General features: G+C 68.3%; 15 protein-coding genes. 5 read left to right on the top strand and 10 right to left on the bottom strand.

Annotated elements, in window-relative coordinates; translation table 11 throughout:
* Positions 1–53: 53 nt before the first annotated feature.
* Both E1292_RS04760 and E1292_RS04765 read right to left on the bottom strand, forming a co-directional pair.
* Positions 54–491, bottom strand: coding sequence for an acyl-CoA thioesterase (locus E1292_RS04760; protein WP_132592369.1), 438 nt, complete (start codon positions 489–491; stop codon positions 54–56).
* Positions 488–1,126: a TetR/AcrR family transcriptional regulator gene (locus E1292_RS04765; RefSeq protein ID WP_132592371.1), complete on the bottom strand. Its 639-nt coding sequence runs from the start codon at positions 1,124–1,126 to the stop codon at positions 488–490. Before E1292_RS04765 ends, E1292_RS04760 begins: the two co-directional genes overlap by 4 nt.
* A 160-nt stretch (positions 1,127–1,286) precedes the next feature.
* Here E1292_RS04765 and E1292_RS04770 point away from each other — a divergent pair, with 160 nt between their 5' ends.
* Positions 1,287–2,480, top strand: a complete 1,194-nt coding sequence (locus E1292_RS04770; RefSeq protein ID WP_181958188.1) for an ROK family transcriptional regulator — start codon at positions 1,287–1,289, stop codon at positions 2,478–2,480.
* A 398-nt stretch (positions 2,481–2,878) separates the two neighbouring features.
* Positions 2,879–4,177: an aspartyl protease family protein gene (locus tag E1292_RS04775; protein ID WP_165974386.1), complete on the top strand. Its 1,299-nt coding sequence runs from the start codon at positions 2,879–2,881 to the stop codon at positions 4,175–4,177.
* Between the two features lie 18 nt (positions 4,178–4,195).
* On the opposite strand, the gene E1292_RS04780 is transcribed toward E1292_RS04775, so the two are convergent.
* The 3 genes from E1292_RS04780 to E1292_RS04790 are packed head-to-tail and all read right to left on the bottom strand — an operon-like array spanning position 4,196 to position 5,272.
* Positions 4,196–4,402: a hypothetical protein gene (locus E1292_RS04780; RefSeq protein ID WP_132592377.1), complete on the bottom strand. Its 207-nt coding sequence runs from the start codon at positions 4,400–4,402 to the stop codon at positions 4,196–4,198.
* Positions 4,403–4,441: 39 nt separating this feature from the next.
* The gene (locus tag E1292_RS04785) at positions 4,442–4,960 is read right to left on the bottom strand and encodes a type II toxin-antitoxin system RelE family toxin (RefSeq protein WP_132592379.1); all 519 of its coding nucleotides are present in this window, start codon (positions 4,958–4,960) and stop codon (positions 4,442–4,444) included.
* 3 nt (positions 4,961–4,963) lie between these two features.
* Positions 4,964–5,272 (bottom strand): type II toxin-antitoxin system prevent-host-death family antitoxin, encoded by a 309-nt coding sequence (locus E1292_RS04790; protein ID WP_132592381.1) that lies wholly within the window; start codon positions 5,270–5,272, stop codon positions 4,964–4,966.
* A gap of 1,132 nt (positions 5,273–6,404) precedes the next feature.
* Here E1292_RS04790 and E1292_RS53460 point away from each other — a divergent pair.
* Both E1292_RS53460 and E1292_RS04805 read left to right on the top strand, forming a co-directional pair.
* Positions 6,405–6,665, top strand: coding sequence for a hypothetical protein (locus E1292_RS53460; protein WP_246089931.1), 261 nt, complete (start codon positions 6,405–6,407; stop codon positions 6,663–6,665).
* Complete coding sequence (locus E1292_RS04805; RefSeq protein ID WP_132592385.1) at positions 6,640–7,482, top strand: hypothetical protein; 843 nt, start codon at positions 6,640–6,642, stop codon at positions 7,480–7,482. Before E1292_RS53460 ends, E1292_RS04805 begins: the two co-directional genes overlap by 26 nt.
* Positions 7,483–7,572: 90 nt before the next feature.
* Here E1292_RS04805 and msrA read toward each other — a convergent pair whose 3' ends face one another.
* On the bottom strand, positions 7,573–8,235 hold the full coding sequence (gene msrA, locus E1292_RS04810; RefSeq protein WP_132592387.1) for a peptide-methionine (S)-S-oxide reductase MsrA: 663 nt from the start codon (positions 8,233–8,235) through the stop codon (positions 7,573–7,575).
* Positions 8,236–8,356: 121 nt separating this feature from the next.
* Between msrA and rarD the strand changes: the two genes are divergently transcribed.
* A complete protein-coding gene (rarD, locus tag E1292_RS04815; RefSeq protein WP_132592389.1) occupies positions 8,357–9,313 on the top strand; it encodes an EamA family transporter RarD in 957 nt (318 codons plus the stop codon).
* Here rarD and E1292_RS04820 read toward each other — a convergent pair.
* From E1292_RS04820 to nuoL, 4 genes are read right to left on the bottom strand one after another with little or no spacing between them, the layout of a single operon-like run.
* On the bottom strand, positions 9,289–10,278 hold the full coding sequence (locus E1292_RS04820) for a polyprenyl synthetase family protein (RefSeq protein ID WP_132592391.1): 990 nt from the start codon (positions 10,276–10,278) through the stop codon (positions 9,289–9,291). The genes rarD and E1292_RS04820 overlap by 25 nt on opposite strands.
* An 11-nt stretch (positions 10,279–10,289) precedes the next feature.
* The gene (gene nuoN / locus E1292_RS04825) at positions 10,290–11,873 is read right to left on the bottom strand and encodes an NADH-quinone oxidoreductase subunit NuoN (RefSeq protein ID WP_132592393.1); all 1,584 of its coding nucleotides are present in this window, start codon (positions 11,871–11,873) and stop codon (positions 10,290–10,292) included.
* On the bottom strand, positions 11,870–13,429 hold the full coding sequence (locus E1292_RS04830) for an NADH-quinone oxidoreductase subunit M (protein ID WP_132592395.1): 1,560 nt from the start codon (positions 13,427–13,429) through the stop codon (positions 11,870–11,872). Before E1292_RS04830 ends, nuoN begins: the two co-directional genes overlap by 4 nt.
* Positions 13,429–15,276, bottom strand: coding sequence for an NADH-quinone oxidoreductase subunit L (gene nuoL / locus E1292_RS04835; RefSeq protein WP_181958189.1), 1,848 nt, complete (start codon positions 15,274–15,276; stop codon positions 13,429–13,431). Before nuoL ends, E1292_RS04830 begins: the two co-directional genes overlap by 1 nt.
* Positions 15,277–15,319: the final 43 nt, after the last annotated feature.

Below are 15,319 nucleotides of genomic sequence, written 5' to 3' on the forward strand. Positions count from 1 at the left end.
ACCCGCTGCTCGCGGGTGTGGGTGGGCGTGCCGGCCGGAGAGTCAGCCCGACCTCAGCACGGCACGGACGCGCGGAGGAGAGGGCCGGCGGCCGCACGCAACTCGGCACTGAACGGCGTCGGTCTCAGCGTGGCCGGGTCCAGGTTGACGTTGACGCGGTAACCGTCGGCGTGCACCACCGCACGATCGGCCGACAACACGCGGAAGCCGTACACGCCGCTGGTGCTCCCCATGCGGTCCATCCAGAAGTGCACCAGCAGGTCCCCCGCCCCGGCGACGGGCGCGTGGTAGGTCACCTTGAACTCGCGGACGGCGAGGAACACGTCCTTGAACGCCGACCGGCCGGGGTCAGGGGCCCAGCCGAGCCGCTGCCAGTAGGCGCCGATCGCCCGCTCGACCAGCAGGGCATAGCGGGAGTTGTGCAACAGGCCCATGGCGTCGAGATCATCGAAGTGCACCTGGACGGGCTCGTGCACACCGGCTTCCATCATGGTCGATCCTCCGGGAGAAGCTCGGGGTCGGGGCAGAGGGCACGCAGGCGCTGCAGGACGGCGCGGCGGGCGCGGACCAGGGATTCCCGGCCCTCGTACAGGCGGGAGTGGATGACGACCATCTCGCCGAGCGCGTCGATCTCGTAGGCGAGCTGGGCCGGGTCCACACCCTCGGCCAGCTCGCCCAGCGCGATCGCCTCCGCCACCTGCCGCCGGAGGAACTCCTGCCACTCGCCCATGGCCCGGGCGACGCGGTCGCGCACCGGACCGGGACGGTCGTCGAACTCGACCTGCACGGTGAAGAAGAAGCACCCGCCGGGCAGCACGCCGTCCTCGTAGAACTTCAGGCGCGCCTCGTGCAGCGCGAACAGCCGCCGCACGCCCGCCGGAGCCCGCAGGGCGGGCGCCACCACGTGCTCGGTCCACTGTCGGGCCGCCCAGTCGACGGCGTCGAGCTGCAGGTGCTCCTTGCCCGGCCAGTGGGCGAAGAACCCGGACTTGCTGATGCCGGTGGCCGTCGCCAGCCGCCCCAGGGAGAGCCCGTCCAGCCCTTCGACGGAGGCCAGGCCCACCGCCTGCGCCAAGATCACCTCACGGCTGCGCAGTCCGCGCAGCCGCCGGCCGTCCTTCGTCATAGTACCCAGACTACATTAACGACCGATCGTTCGTATATCTCGCCGCGTACCCATCCCATACGTGCCTGAAGGGCGCCAGGACGGCCGGATCACGGGAGGCGTTGTCCGGAGTATCGTCCAGATCAGATACTGAGGAAACGGGACGATCCCGGAGGTCAGGTTGGCCCAGGAGGAGATCCACCGGCACAACGCCGGCAAGCTGCTCCGACACGTGCACCTGGGCGGCGCGGTCTCCCGCACGGCGCTGGCCGAGCGGATGAGACTGAACCGCAGCACCATCATGGCGCTGACCACCGAGCTCGCCACAGCGGGCCTGGTCCGCGAAGAGCTCCCCGCCGACACCGGCCGGGCGGGACGGCCGTCGCTGGTGGTCCGCCCCGACTCCGGCCAGGTCTACGTGCTCGCCTTCGACGTCGCCGTGGACCGGCTGGTCGCCGCCCGCGTCGCGCTCGGCGGGATCATGCTGGACCGCAGGGAAGCCGTCCGCCCGCGCGCCGGAGCCGACCTCGACCGCGTGGTCGAGGTGCTCGCCCGGTTCGGCCGCCAGCTGCACCGTACGGCCCCTCCGGACTCCGTTTGCGTCGGCGTCGGCGCGTCCTACTGCGGCATGATCCGGCCCGGCGACGGCATGGTGCGCTTCGGACCCGACATGGGCTGGGTGGACCAGGCGTTCGGCACCGAGCTCGGCCGCCGGCTGGGCCTCGGCCTGCCCGTGTCCGTGGGCAACGAGGCACACCTCGGCGCGCTGGCCGAACAGCAACGCGGAGCGGGCGCCGGCTTCCAGAACCTGATCTATCTCCACGGGGACGTCGGCGTGGGCGGCGGCATCATCGTGGGCGGCAAGTTGCTGGACGGCGACGGCGGCTACGGGTGCGAGCTGGGGCACATGGTGGTGAACCCGTACAACGGGCGCCCCTGCGGGTGCGGCTCACATGGTTGCCTGGAGGCGGAGGTCGGCGAGCGGGCGCTCCTCGACGCCGCGGGCCGGCCCGCCGACCAATTCGGCCGCGACGCCGTACGAGCCGTGGTGGACGACGCCGACCGCGGCGATCCCGCAGCCCAGGAGGCGCTGCACCAGGTCGGCGACTGGCTCGGCATCGGGGTGGCCAACCTCATCAACCTCTTCAACCCCGGCATGGTCGTCTTCGGCGGCATGCTGCGCGACATGTACCCGGGGGCGGCGGCCCAGGTGCGCGCCCGCATCGCCGCCAACGTGCTGCCCGTCGCCCGCGAACGCGTGAGACTGCGCACCTCGGCGCTGGGAGACGACGCCACCCTGGTCGGCGCCGCCGAACTCGGCTTCTCCGACCTGCTGGCCGACCCGTTGGGGGTGCTCACCCGCACGACGAGGTGACGCGGTCGCACCGGCCCCCTCATCGCCCACCCATGGGAGCGCCCGCGACAGGCAGAGCCGGCAGCAGGCGGGTCGGCGAGACGCCGCGACCGTGACCCAACGATGACACCGGGCGCATGAGGCGGGGACACGGTCGGCCGACACTGGATGGGGTTGACGGCGGGAGAGTACGGGACAGGGCTGTCGCCGGCGTGCGTGAAGCGCTTGGACCGGCTGGCCCGGCACGAGACCACCCGTCCCGGGCCGCCCGCGCAGGGTCGACGTCGGCGGCCCGGACGCCCCCGGCAACTACGGCGTCGCCCTCACCGAGCGGGGCGAGCCGAACCGGCAGGAGCTGCTGTGACCGTCCGCAGGCCGGCGAGGTGCAGCGGACGACGATCGACGTAAAGGAGAAAGGCGTGGTTGAAGGCGGAAGATGGGACCGGCGTTCCCTGCTGCGGGGCGCCACCGTGCTGGCCGGTGCCGCCGCGACCGCACCGCCGCTGGGCGGGGCGGCCACGGCCCGAGCCCGCGGTGGTGACGCGGACGCGCTGTTCAAGGCGGGGAAGTTCGAGCAGGCCGGGCGCGCGTACGAGGAGATCCTGAGAGCTGACCCCGCGAACCTGAACGCGGCCCGCCGGCGCGGCTACGTCGGGCTGCTGGCCAACCGGTTCCCCGAAGCCGAAAAATACCTCAAGATGGCCATCGGGCTGGCACCCGGCGACAAGGATGCCAACCGGTTCCTGGCCGACTGCTACATCCGGCAGGACAAGTTCGCCCTCGCCGCACCACACTGGCAAGCGGCCGGCAGGGACGTCTTCGCCACGTGGTTCGCGGCGGTCCGCGGCGAGCCGTACCAGATCCACGGCGACATCGCGCGGCTGCCCTGGCCGCAGATGGACCCGAAACCGCTGGTGGAGGCCTCGGTCAACGGTGGACCGTCAAAACGCTTCACGTTCTACACCGGCTCCCCATGGCTGGGCCTGTCCTCGACGGTGGCCAAGGAGGCCGGGCTGAGCCCCGTCGCCAGCCAGAAGATCGATTATCTGGACGGCACCATATGGCAGTACTTCGGGGTGCTGGACTCGTTCAGGCTGGGCGGCATCGAACTGCGTAACATCCCCGTGGCGTGGTCGGAGTCGGAGTCGGGCGGAGATGTCGACACCGGCAACGACGGCATGATCGGCACGTGGGTCTTCTACCACCTGCTGACCACCTTCGACTACGCGGGCCGATCGCTGATCCTGCGGTGCAACACCCCGGAAGCGGCCAGGCAGGCGCGCGCCGCAGCCGAACGGGCGGGCGCAGAGCCCCTGCCACTGTGGCTGGCCCGTGAGCACATGGTCCACAGCAGGGGCAGCGTCGCCGGCTCAGGCCCGCGCGTGGTGGCCTTGCCCATCGGCGGAGGCAGCGAGGCCGCCGCGGTCATGCACGGGGATACGGCCGAACAGTTGCGGATCCGCACCGACTACGACCGCCCCATCAGGACTCACGCTCACAGCCACCCGGCGGTCACCTACCCTTGCTATCCGAAGGAGATCCGCCTCGGCAGCGCCACCGCCCACGACATCTACTGCAACACGCACCCGGAGTCCGCACTCGCCCCCCTCGGGTTCGACGTGCCGGTCACCTTCTTCCACAGCTTCTACAAGCCGTACAACATCACCCTCGACTTCACCGGCATGAACGTCTACATCGCCCGCGGCAAGGCCACCTGATCGCGGGGCTCCGCAGGTCTACGCCTCGCCGGAGGTCAGGCCGCCCGGCTCAGGAGAGGCCGGTGCCGAGCGGCGCCGGCTGAACCAGTGCCGATGGTTGCGAACGAAGGTCACCACGAAAAGGGCCTGAATGGCGCCCTCGATGAGGAGGAAAAGACCGGAGTCCAGCGCCAGCAGTACCGAACCGCCGTCGAAGGCGCCGACGATGGCGCCGACAGTGCTCACCACCGCGACGATCGCGATCGGAGCGGCGAACAGCGCGACCTAATGAGGCTGGGATCGGTACTCAGCCCACATGTCGACCGCCTCTTGAAGATCGAGAGCGGCAACATGCTCACGCGCCATCCCAACCGTGTAGATCAACCGGTCCGCGAGCCAATCCGGAACCGGTTCCCTAGGAGGAGTTTTCTCCACTCGAATGTGATCGGCCAGCGCGCCGAGGCGTTCGATCACCTGGCCGAGCTGGATGATCTCGGGCCGGTCCGCACCCGCCTCGCGAACCCTCGCTGTCGCCTCCGCGTACACTTCCGCGTCGGCCCTCTCACCGACAGCCCACACCTCACGGATCTCCACCGCCTTGTCCTCGGTGATGCGGTAGACGACACGCCAGGTATTGCGACCGACCACCAGCTTCCGGAAACCGCTCAGTTCGCCGCCCAGCGGGTAGCCGGCTTCAGGGTTGTCCAGCAGGAGCAGGATCTTCTTGAGTACTTCAGGCACCGCGTCCGGGCCGATACGCCGGAGGTCGTCGACCGCCGGCGCCGTGAAGACGACGTCGGACACGATTCACTCATCGTCCGGGATGGCGGACAGCGACTCGCGAGTATGTCCGAAAGCGGCAAGCACCTCATCAAACGAGACCCGCTCCCCCGTATCCGTGACCGACCGGGCGAGCACCAGCGCCAGATCGCGAAGATCAGCCGCCGCTTCCTCCAGCTCATTGAGCCGGCGAATGCTCACGACGGCCGCCACTGGCTGATGCCGCCGGGTGACCACCAGGTCGGTCCCCTGCTCCGCATCAGCCACCAGGCGGGCAACGCCTCGCTGGGCCGCCTCTGTGACGCTCAGCTCATTAGCGTCGCGGAGAACAGTCATGCATCAACTGTACATCTTTCTATATAGAAGAGCAGTGCCCCCGGGCCGAGCATCGGCTCAGGCCTCCCCAGAGGTCAGGCCGACCGGGCAGGCGACGCCTGTGCCGCCGATCCCGCATTACCCATTGGGCACTTTGTACAGGTATTGCTGGGTAGCACTCCTCTTCCGGCAACAACTGGCCCACGCAGGCAACCGGGTGAGACGCCACGCCCAGCAACCGCCTCCGGCTGGCGTTCGGGAAATCCCTGCCTTCCGCCCTCAACGGAGTTAGGATTTTTCCCGAACGCCGAAGGACTGGAGAGCACCAATGGAGGCGAGGCCACAGCCTCAGAGCGAGGTTGAAGTTCTGCGAGCCGGAATGGCTGTGCTAGGTGACCGACTGCCGGCCGGGTGGGACATCCAACCACTGAGCCGCAGACTGCCCGATGCTCGCTTCGACGCTCTCTGGAAGGTGACAGCACCGGACGGAACCTCGGTCGTGCTGGTCGTGGAAGCCAAGCGCGTGGTGGAGAGACGTGACACCGCTACGCTGCTCCATCAGTTGAATGCCGCAGCGGACGAGCATCCAGGCAGCCGTGGAGTTGTCGTCTCCCGATACCTGTCGCCGCCCGTGCGTAAGCGGCTCTCGGAGGCTGGCCTGTCCTACATAGATGCGACAGGGAACATCACCCTGAACGTTTCTAAGCCCGGTCTATACGTTGCAGACAGAGGGGCCGACCATGATCCGTGGCGCGGTCCTGGAAGACCGCGCGGAACGTTGAAGGGCGCTCCCGCAGCGAAGATCGTGCGTGCGCTGTTGGACCACGAAAGATCGTGGGCGATCCGTGAGCTGATCGACGTCGCCGACGTATCCACTGGGTCGACCTACCGGGTGATCGAGTTTCTCGAGAGCGAGAACCTGGCAACGCGGACCAGTTCGGGTGCAGTCGTTGTTCCCGACTGGATCGCACTGCTGAGGCGTTGGAGCGAGGACTACGGGTTCGTACGATGCAGTCGCGTCACACGGTGGATAGCACCGAGAGGCCTGCCTAGCCTCATGCGGCGGGCGGCTGATGGCCCTCCCACCCAATACGTCATAACCGGAACCTTGGCCGCAGCTAGCTGGGCCCCCTACGCTCCAGCCCGCTCCGCCATGATTTACACGACAGACGCCGAGCACACCGCCCAACTCTGGGATCTTCGCCCTGCTGAAGCCGGAGTGAATGTGATGTTGGCCGAACCTGAAAGTGATGTCGTCTTCGCCCGCACCCTTACTGACGCTTCCGGTCTCACGATCGCATCGCCACCCCAAGTCGCCGTCGATTTGATGACAGGCCCTGGACGCAGCCCCTCTGAAGCCGAAGAACTCATTGAATGGATGGCGCGACATGAATCCTCCTGGCGTAAGCAGTAGCGACATCCTCGTCCGATCTCGGTCCGCGCTGCTCGATGCATTGGCCGCGTTGGACGCCCATCGCGACGCTGTGATCGTGATTGGAGCGCAGGCCATCTACCTGCGCACTGCAGGAAGTCCTGTCGCACTCGCCGAGACGACGAAGGACAGCGATCTCGCACTCGACCCCAGGGTCCTGGAGGACGATCCGCTTCTGGAGCAATCCATGGGCCGCGCGGGGTTCTACCGTGACCCCATTGGCGGACAACCCGGAGCATGGCTGAACCCCGCGGGCATTCCCGTCGATCTGATGGTGCCCGAGGCTCTTGCAGGAGCAGGTACGAGAAAGACACGGGGAGCCCGCATCCCTCCACATGATCGCCGTGCCACCCGGCGTGCTCGAGGTCTCGAAGCCGCTGTCATCGACAACACGGTCATGGACGTCACCGCCCTTGACCCGGCCGATGCCCGCGTATATCGAGTCAGAGTCGCCGGGCCCGCAGCCTTGCTGGTGGCCAAGCTCCACAAGATCGCAGAACGGGTTTCGGTCCCCCACCGGCTGAATGACAAGGACGCACACGACACGTACCGCATCCTTATCGACGCCGACACCGCTGAACTGGCCACCACCTTCAGGCTCCTAGCTCATGATCCCATCAGCAGCGAGGTCACGGAGCAGGCCATCGAACATCTGGCGACACTGTTCGCGGCAGGACCAACCGCGCCCGGCTCAACGATGGCCGGACGTGCGGAAGAGGGAATTGGCGAACCGGAGACGGTTGCTTTGGCAACGTCTCTGCTGGCTACTGATCTCGTGCAGGCCTTGGCAAGCACCTGAGCCCTCCGACGACTTCGCAGAGGGCTCGACCCCAACCTCGAGGCCTGGCCCTCTGCGCTGCCGAGGTCAGATTTCACCTAAGGGACTGATCTACTCATCTGCCGACACGATGCCCACGGGACAGGAGACCCCGGTGCCGCCGATGCCGCAGTACCCATGGGGCACTTTGTACAGGTATTGCTGGTGGTAGTCCTCTGCGAAGTAGAAGGGCCCCGCGGGGGCGAGTTCGGTTGTGATGTCGCCGTACCCGGCCTGCTTGAGCACCTTCTGGTAGGCGTCGCGCGACGCCTCCGCGGCCTTCTGCTGCTCCGGCGAGTGGTAGTAGATGGCCGAACGGTATTGGCTGCCGACGTCGTTGCCCTGGCGCATGCCCTGCGTCGGGTCGTGCGCCTCCCAGAAGAGCTTGAGGAGCTCTTCGTACGACACCTTCGCCGGGTCGAAGACGACCCTGACGACCTCCGCGTGCCCGGTGAGGCCGCTGCAGACCTCGTCGTACGTCGGGTTGGGGGTGTGGCCGCCCTGGTAGCCGGCGGCCGTCGTGACGACGCCCGGGGTCTGCCAGAACTTGCGCTCGGCGCCCCAGAAGCAGCCGAGGCCGAAGTCGGCGACCTCCAGCCCCGGTGCGTACGGCGGGGCGAGGGGGGCGTCGAGGACGGCGTGGCGGTCCGGCACGGGCATGGGTTCCGCGCGTCCCGGCAGGGCGTCCTCCGGTCGGACCATCGATGTCTTGTTGCCGCCGAACAGCCAGCCCATAACGCACCTCCAGAGGTCTTCCCTCAGCCTACATACCCGCCAACACTTAAGGGCTCCTGAATAATTCCCTATAGAGGAACGCGTTTGTGTTTAAGGGTAGTAATGCCCGAAACTGGAGTACATGCCTGACCTTCGGCGTGGCGTACTGTTCGGGATCGCCGCCTACACCATGTGGGGCCTGTTCCCGCTGTACTGGCCTCTGCTGAAACCCTCGAGCGCCGTGGAGATCCTGGCGCACCGGATGGTGTGGTCGCTGGTCGCCGTGGCCGCCGTGCTGGCCGTGCGCAGGCACTGGTCGTGGTTCAGGGAGCTGGCCCGCCGGCCGGGGAAGCTCGGCCTGCTGAGCCTCGCCGCCCTCGTGATCACCGTCAACTGGGGCACCTACATCTACGCGGTCAACACCGGGCACGTGGTCGAGAGCGCCCTGGGGTACTTCATCAGCCCTCTCGTCAACGTACTGTTCGGGGTGGTGCTGCTGCGGGAGCGGCTGCGGCCGTTGCAGTGGGCGGCGGTCGGGTTCGGGGCGCTGGCCGTGCTCGTGCTGACGGTCGACTACGGCCGGCCGCCGTGGATCGCCCTCACGCTGGGGATGAGCTTCGGCGCGTACGGGCTGGTCAAGAAGCGGGCCAACGTGGCGGCGACCGAGAGCCTGGCCGTGGAGACGCTGGTCCTGCTCCTGCCGGCCCTTGGCTATCTGCTCTTCCTGCAGGGCACCGGCGCGGCGACGTTCGGGACCGAGGGCGTCTGGCACGCGGTGCTGCTGGCGAGCGGCGGGCTGGTCACGGCCGTGCCGCTGATCTGCTTCGGGGCGGCGGCCATCAGGGTGCCGTTGAGCACCATCGGGCTGCTGCAGTACATCGCGCCGATCCTGCAGTTCGCCTGCGGTGTGCTGATCGTGCAGGAGGTCATGCCGCCCAGCCGGTGGATCGGCTTCGCGATCGTCTGGGTGGCGCTGGCGGTCTTCACGTACGACAGCCTCCGGACGGCGCGCGCGGCCGCCCGGGTCAGGAGGTCGGCCGTCCTGTCGGACAACCCGGCCGGCCCGGCGGGCGATCAGCCGCTGCGCTCCACCACGTAGTCACATAGCGCCAAAAATGCGTTCTTGGCGGGGATGTCGGGAAGGCCGAAAATGTCGGCACGGGCCTGGTCCACCCACGACTCCAGCTCCGCCCGCGCCCGCGCCATCCCCGGGTGCGCCCGCAGCAGCGTCAGCGCCTCCTCGACCTCTTCCTCGGCGACCGGCCCCGACAGCAGCGAGGTCAGCCGGGACGTGTCACCCGAGGCCAGCGCGTACAGGACCGGAAGGGTCCTGACGCCCTCGCGCAGGTCGGTGCCCGGCGTCTTGCCCGACTCCGCCCCGCTGGAGGCCACGTCGAGCAGGTCGTCGCCGAGCTGCCAGGCCACCCCGATGGCCTCGCACGCGCGGCTGAGCCGCTCCTCCACGTCGGCGGGAGCCCCGGACAGCAGCGCGCCGAAGCGGCCCGAGGCGGCGATCAGCGAGCCCGTCTTGTCGGCCAGCACGCTGAGGTAGTGGCCGACCGGGTCCTCGTCGTCGCGCGGGCCGATGGTCTCGCGGATCTGCCCCTGGACGAGGCGGGAGAACGTCTGGGCCTGGATGCGGATCAGCTCGGGACCCAGGTCGGCCAGGATGTCGGAGGCCTGCGCGAACAGGTAGTCGCCGGTGAGGATCGCCACGGTGTTGTCCCACCGGGCGTTGGCGGAGGGAGAGCCCCGGCGCACCGGGGCCTCGTCCATGACGTCGTCGTGGTAGAGCGAGCCCAGGTGGGTCAGCTCGATCACGACCGCGCCGGGCACCACACCCGGCGCGGACGGGTCGCCGAACTGCGCGGCCAGCAACACCATCAGCGTCCTGAACCGCTTGCCGCCCGCCTCGATGAGATGCTTGGACGCCTCCGTGACGAAGGCGTCCTCGCTCTCCACGGACGAGCGCAGCAGCTTCTCGACCGCGGCCAGTCCGTTGGCCACGTCCTGCGCCAACCGCTCGTCCTCAATGGGAAGGTCAACCACGGGAGGCGCGGACATACGGGATCCCCTTATCTAATGAACAGGCTGCGAGCAGCGTCGTCAGCAACACCGAGCACGGACTCCGGATAGAGCCCCACCCCTACGGTAACCAGCAGGGAGACGGCGATGACGGTCACGGTTCCCATACTGGGCACCGCGATCGCCGGTCCGTCGGCCGAGGGCTCGCTGAAGAACATCAGCACGATCACGCGGACGTAGAAGAACGCCGCGATCGCCGAGGCCACGACGCCCACGACCACCAGCGCCGCCATCCAGCCGCCCATCGAGTCGCCGGGCTGCGTGCCGCTGTCCAGGGCGGCCGCGAACACGGCATATTTGCCGAAGAAGCCGCTGGTCAGCGGGATGCCGGCGAAGGCCAGCAGGAAGAAGGCGAACACCCCGGCCAGCATCGGCGCACGCTTGCCGAGCCCGGCCCAGCGCGACAGGTGCCCCGCCTCGCCGCCCGGGTCGCGTACCAGCGTGACCACCGCGAACGCGCCGACCGTGGTGATGCCGTAGACCGCCAGGTAGAACAGGATCGCCTTCAACGAACTCGCGTTCTGCTCGGCGGTGCCGAACGTGGCCATCACGCCGACGAGCAGGAAACCCGCGTGCGCGATGGACGAGTAGGCCAGCATGCGCTTGATGTCGGTCTGCGTGATCGCCAGGATCGAGCCGACGATCATGGTGAGCGCGGCGACGCCCCAGATGACCGGCCGCCAGTTCCAGTCGAGGTTGCCCAGACCCACCCAGAACACCCGCAGCACGGCTCCCACGGCCGCGACGAGCGTGCCGGAGGCCATCAGAGCGGTGATCGGCGTGGGGGCGCCCTGGTAGACGTCGGGCTTCCAGGCCTGGAACGGAGCCGCGCCGATCTTGAACATCAGGCCGACGCCGAGCATCGCGAGCCCGATCATCAGCAGCGGGTCGAGCGCGGCGCCGCGGGCCAGGGCCTGGTTGATGCCCGGCAGCGAGACGGTGCCCGCGTAGCCGTAGATCATCGCCGTGCCGTACAGGAAGAACGCCGAGGAGAACGCGCCCAGCAGGAAGTACTTCATGGACGCCTCCTGCGACAGCAGGCGGCGCCGGCGGGCCAGGCCGCACAGCAGGTAGAGCGGCAGCGACATGACCTCTAGGGCCACGAACATCATCAGCAGGTCGTGCGAGGCCGGGAACAGCAGCATGCCGCCCACGGCGAACAGGACCAGCGGGTAGACCTCGGTGTGGCCGCCGCCCGCGGACTCGGCCTCCTCCTCGTCGGCGCTGCCCGGCACGGCCGCGGCCGAGGCGACGAAGTGACCCTCGTCGTTGATGAGCAGCACGCAGACGAACGACAGGACGAGGATGACGCCCCAGATGAACAGCGAGGGCCCGTCCACCGCGAGCGCGCCCACGGCGGAGGCCGTGGTGGACACCTGGCCGCGCAGGACCTGCACGAGGACCAGCGCGAACGCGCCGGCCAGGCTGAGCAGGGTGAGCGGCACGTGGATCGCCTTGCGCAGGTAGCGCGGCGCGAAGGCCTCGACGAGCACGCCGATGATGGCCGCGCCGAAGACCACCAGCAGCGGCGCGAGCGTGCCGTACTCGATCGTCGGCGCTGGGATGGAGTTCACTGACCTGTCCCCTTCTCAGCGATGGTGGAGGTGGGTACGCCCACGTTGGTCAGCGTCTGTTGCACTGACGGGTTGATCACGTCGAGCAGCGGCTTGGGGAAGAAGCCGAACCCGATGATCAGGGCGACCAGCGGAGCCAGCACCCAGACCTCGCGGGCGTTCAGGTCCTTGAAAGGCTTGACCGGCTCGGCGGTCGGGCCGTTCAGGGTCCGCTGCACCATCCACAGGATGTAGACGGCCGCCAGGATCACGGCCACCGCGGAGACGATCGCGGCCGCCGTCAGCGCCCCGGAGCCGTGGGCCTGGCTCGAGTACGTGCCGATCATGACCATGAACTCGCTGACGAAGGACGACAGGCCCGGCAGCGACAGCCCGGCCAGACCGGCGACGAGGAAGAAGCCCGCGAGCACCGGCGCGACCTTCTGCACGCCTCCGTAGTCGCCGATGAACGGCGAGCCGCGCCTGGCGATCAGGAACCCGGCGGCCAGGAACAGCGCGCCGGTGGCGAAGCCGTGGTTGACCATGTAGAGGGCCGCGCCGGACTGGGCGACCGACGACATGGCGAACACGCCCATGACGATGAAGCCGAAGTGCGAGATCGACGTGTACGCGATGAGCCGCTTCATGTCGGTCTGCCCGATGGCCACGATGGCGCCGTAGATGATGCTGATGACCGCCAGCACGACGATCGGCACCGTGAACGTCTTGGCCGCGTCGGGGAACAACTCCAGGCAGAAGCGGAGCATGCCGAACGTGCCGACCTTGTCCAGCACGCCGACCAGCAGCACGGCGGCCCCGGCCGGAGCCTGGGCGGCCGCGTCGGGCAGCCACGTGTGCACCGGCCACAGCGGCGCCTTGATCGCGAACGCGATGAAGAACCCGCCGAAGAGCCACTTCTGCATCGTCGGGTCCTGGATGGCCCCGACGAGCTCGGGGAACATGAACGTCTTGCTGCCCGCGACCACGTAGAGCCCGATGACCGCGACCAGCATGAGCAGGCCGCCGAACAGCGAGTACAGCAGGAACTTCACGGCCGCGTAGGACCGCTGGGCGCCTCCGTACGAGCCGATCATGAAGTACATCGGGATCAGCATGGCTTCGAAGAAGACGTAGAACAGGAAGATGTCGGTCGCCGCGAAGACGCCGATCATCATCGTCTCCAGCACCAGCAGCAGCGAGAAGTACGTCTTCACCGACCGCTTGGGCGTGATGAGCGTGCCGTCTGCGGTCTTGACGCCGTCGGCGTCGTGCCACGAGGCCAGCACCACGATCGGCACCAGCACCGCGGAAAGCGCGATCAGCACGAGCGCCACGCCGTCGACGCCGACCCCGAACTTCACGCCGAAGCTCGGGATCCAGTCGTACTCGGCGACGAACTGGAAACGCTCGCCCGACGGCTTGAACCCGGCGGCCATGACGCCCGTCAGGACCAGCACCAGCAGCGAGACCAGCAGCGTGACCTGCTTGGCCAGCTTGTCACTGCCCTTGGGAAGCAGGGCCACCACGATGGCGCCCACCACGGGCACCGCCATGAGTATCGGAAGCCAGGGTGACATCAGATGTTCCCAACGAGGAGCAGGGCGCCGGTCAGCAGGGCGGCACCGATCAGGATGGACAGCGCGTACGTTCTGGCGAAGCCCGTCTGGATCCGCCGCAGGCGCCCGGAGCTGCCGCCGATGCCCGCCGCCAGACCGTTGACCAGCCCGTCGATGCCGCGGTTGTCGAAGAACACCGCGATGCGGGTCAGCCACTGGCCGGGACGCATGAAGAGCGACTCGTTGAGCGCGTCACCGTACAGGTCGCGCCGGGCGAACGTGGTGAGGAAGGAGCCGCGCGGCTGCACGGACGGAACCTCGGCCCGGCCGTACCTCATCCACGCGAAGGCCGCGCCGACCGCGACGAGCGCCAGGGTCGCCAGGCCGGGAGTGCTGGTGAAGTGGAAGGCGGGCAGCTCCTCGGGCCGGCCGACCGCCGGGGCGAGGAACAACATCAGCCGGTTGCTCAGGACGAGGTAGGCGCCCAGGCCGAGCGCGCCGAGCGACAGGACCATCAGCGGGACGGTCATGACGGACGGGGACTCGTGCGGGTGGGCGTCGTCGGCCCAGCGCTTCTGGCCGAAGAAGGTCATGAAGACCATCCGCGACATGTAGAAGCCGGTGATGCCCGCGCCGAGCACTGCCAGCCAGCCGAGGATCGGCTGGTGGTGCACCGCGGTCTCGATGATGCCGTCCTTGGTGAAGTAGCCGGACAGCAGCGGGAACCCGATGATCGCCAGGTAGCCGATGAAGAACGTGGCGAAGGTGACGGGCATGAACTTGCGCAGCCCGCCGTACTTCCGCATGTCCACTTCGTCGTTCATGCCGTGCATGACCGAGCCGGCGCCGAGGAACAGGTCGGCCTTGAAGAAACCGTGCGTGATCAGGTGGCCGATCGCGAACGCGTAGCCCGCGGGGCCGAGGCCCGCGCCGAGCATCATGTAGCCGATCTGCGACATCGTCGAGCCGGCCAGGCCCTTCTTGATGTCGTCCTTCGCGCAACCGATGATCGCGCCGGCCAGCAGCGTGGCCGCGCCGACGACGGCCACGGCGAGCGCGGCCCCCGAGCCCTCGGGGAAGAAGAACGCCCCCGAGCGCACCACGAGGTAGACGCCGGCGGTGACCATGGTCGCGGCGTGGATCAGGGCCGACACGGGGGTCGGGCCCTCCATGGCGTCGAGCAGCCAGGACTGCAGCGGCAGCTGCGCCGACTTGCCGCACGCGCCGAGGAGCAGCAGCAGGCCGATGGCCAGCATGGTGCCGTTCTCGGTGCCGGGCGTGATCTGCTCGCCGAGGCCCTGGAACGTGAGGGTCCCGAACGTGGTCCAGATGACGAACATGCCGACCAGCAGGCCGAAGTCGCCGACACGGTTGACGACGAACGCCTTCTTCGCCGCGACCGCCGCCGACGGCTTGAACTGCCAGAACCCGATCAGCAGGTACGAGGCCAGGCCCACGCCCTCCCAGCCGATGAACAGACCCACGTAGTTGTCGGCCAGCACCAGCAGGAGCATCGCGGCCACGAACAGGTTCAGGTAGGCGAAGAACCTGCGCCGGTGCTCGTCATGCGACATGTAGCCGATGGAGTAGATGTGGATCAGCGAGCCCACACCGGTGATCAACAGGGCGAAGCTGATCGACAGCGGGTCGATCAGCAGCCCCATGTCGACCATGCCGGGGATGAACTCGTAGAGATGCACGGCCCGCCGGCGCTCCTCCTCCCCGAACCCGATCAGCTCGAAGAACCCCAGCACCGCCACGGCGAACGAGGCGAGGGACATGGCCACGCCCAGCAGATGGCCCCAGCGGTTCGTGAACCGGCCGAACACCAGCAGGACGAACGCCCCGACGAGCGGGAAGGCGATCATCAGCCAGGACAGTCCGATCACGCCGCCGGTGTGCTGGGCGATC

Origin of the sequence: Nonomuraea deserti, from assembly GCF_004348685.1 — a bacterium.
Taxonomy (GTDB): domain Bacteria; phylum Actinomycetota; class Actinomycetes; order Streptosporangiales; family Streptosporangiaceae; genus Nonomuraea; species Nonomuraea deserti.

Excerpts from the sequence above, each read along its gene's own strand:
- E1292_RS04760 (WP_132592369.1), bottom strand. The coding sequence starts at position 491 with ATGATGGAAGCCGGTGTGCACGAGCCCGTCCAGGTGCACTTCGATGAT.
- E1292_RS04765 (WP_132592371.1), bottom strand. The coding sequence starts at position 1,126 with ATGACGAAGGACGGCCGGCGGCTGCGCGGACTGCGCAGCCGTGAGGTG.
- E1292_RS04790 (WP_132592381.1), bottom strand. The coding sequence starts at position 5,272 with ATGACTGTTCTCCGCGACGCTAATGAGCTGAGCGTCACAGAGGCGGCC.
- E1292_RS53460 (WP_246089931.1), top strand. The coding sequence starts at position 6,405 with ATGATTTACACGACAGACGCCGAGCACACCGCCCAACTCTGGGATCTT.
- E1292_RS04805 (WP_132592385.1), top strand. The coding sequence starts at position 6,640 with ATGAATCCTCCTGGCGTAAGCAGTAGCGACATCCTCGTCCGATCTCGG.
- msrA (WP_132592387.1), bottom strand. The coding sequence starts at position 8,235 with ATGGGCTGGCTGTTCGGCGGCAACAAGACATCGATGGTCCGACCGGAG.
- rarD (WP_132592389.1), top strand. The coding sequence starts at position 8,357 with ATGCCTGACCTTCGGCGTGGCGTACTGTTCGGGATCGCCGCCTACACC.
- E1292_RS04820 (WP_132592391.1), bottom strand. The coding sequence starts at position 10,278 with ATGTCCGCGCCTCCCGTGGTTGACCTTCCCATTGAGGACGAGCGGTTG.
- E1292_RS04830 (WP_132592395.1), bottom strand. The coding sequence starts at position 13,429 with ATGTCACCCTGGCTTCCGATACTCATGGCGGTGCCCGTGGTGGGCGCC.
- nuoL (WP_181958189.1), bottom strand. The coding sequence starts at position 15,276 with ATGATCGCCTTCCCGCTCGTCGGGGCGTTCGTCCTGCTGGTGTTCGGC.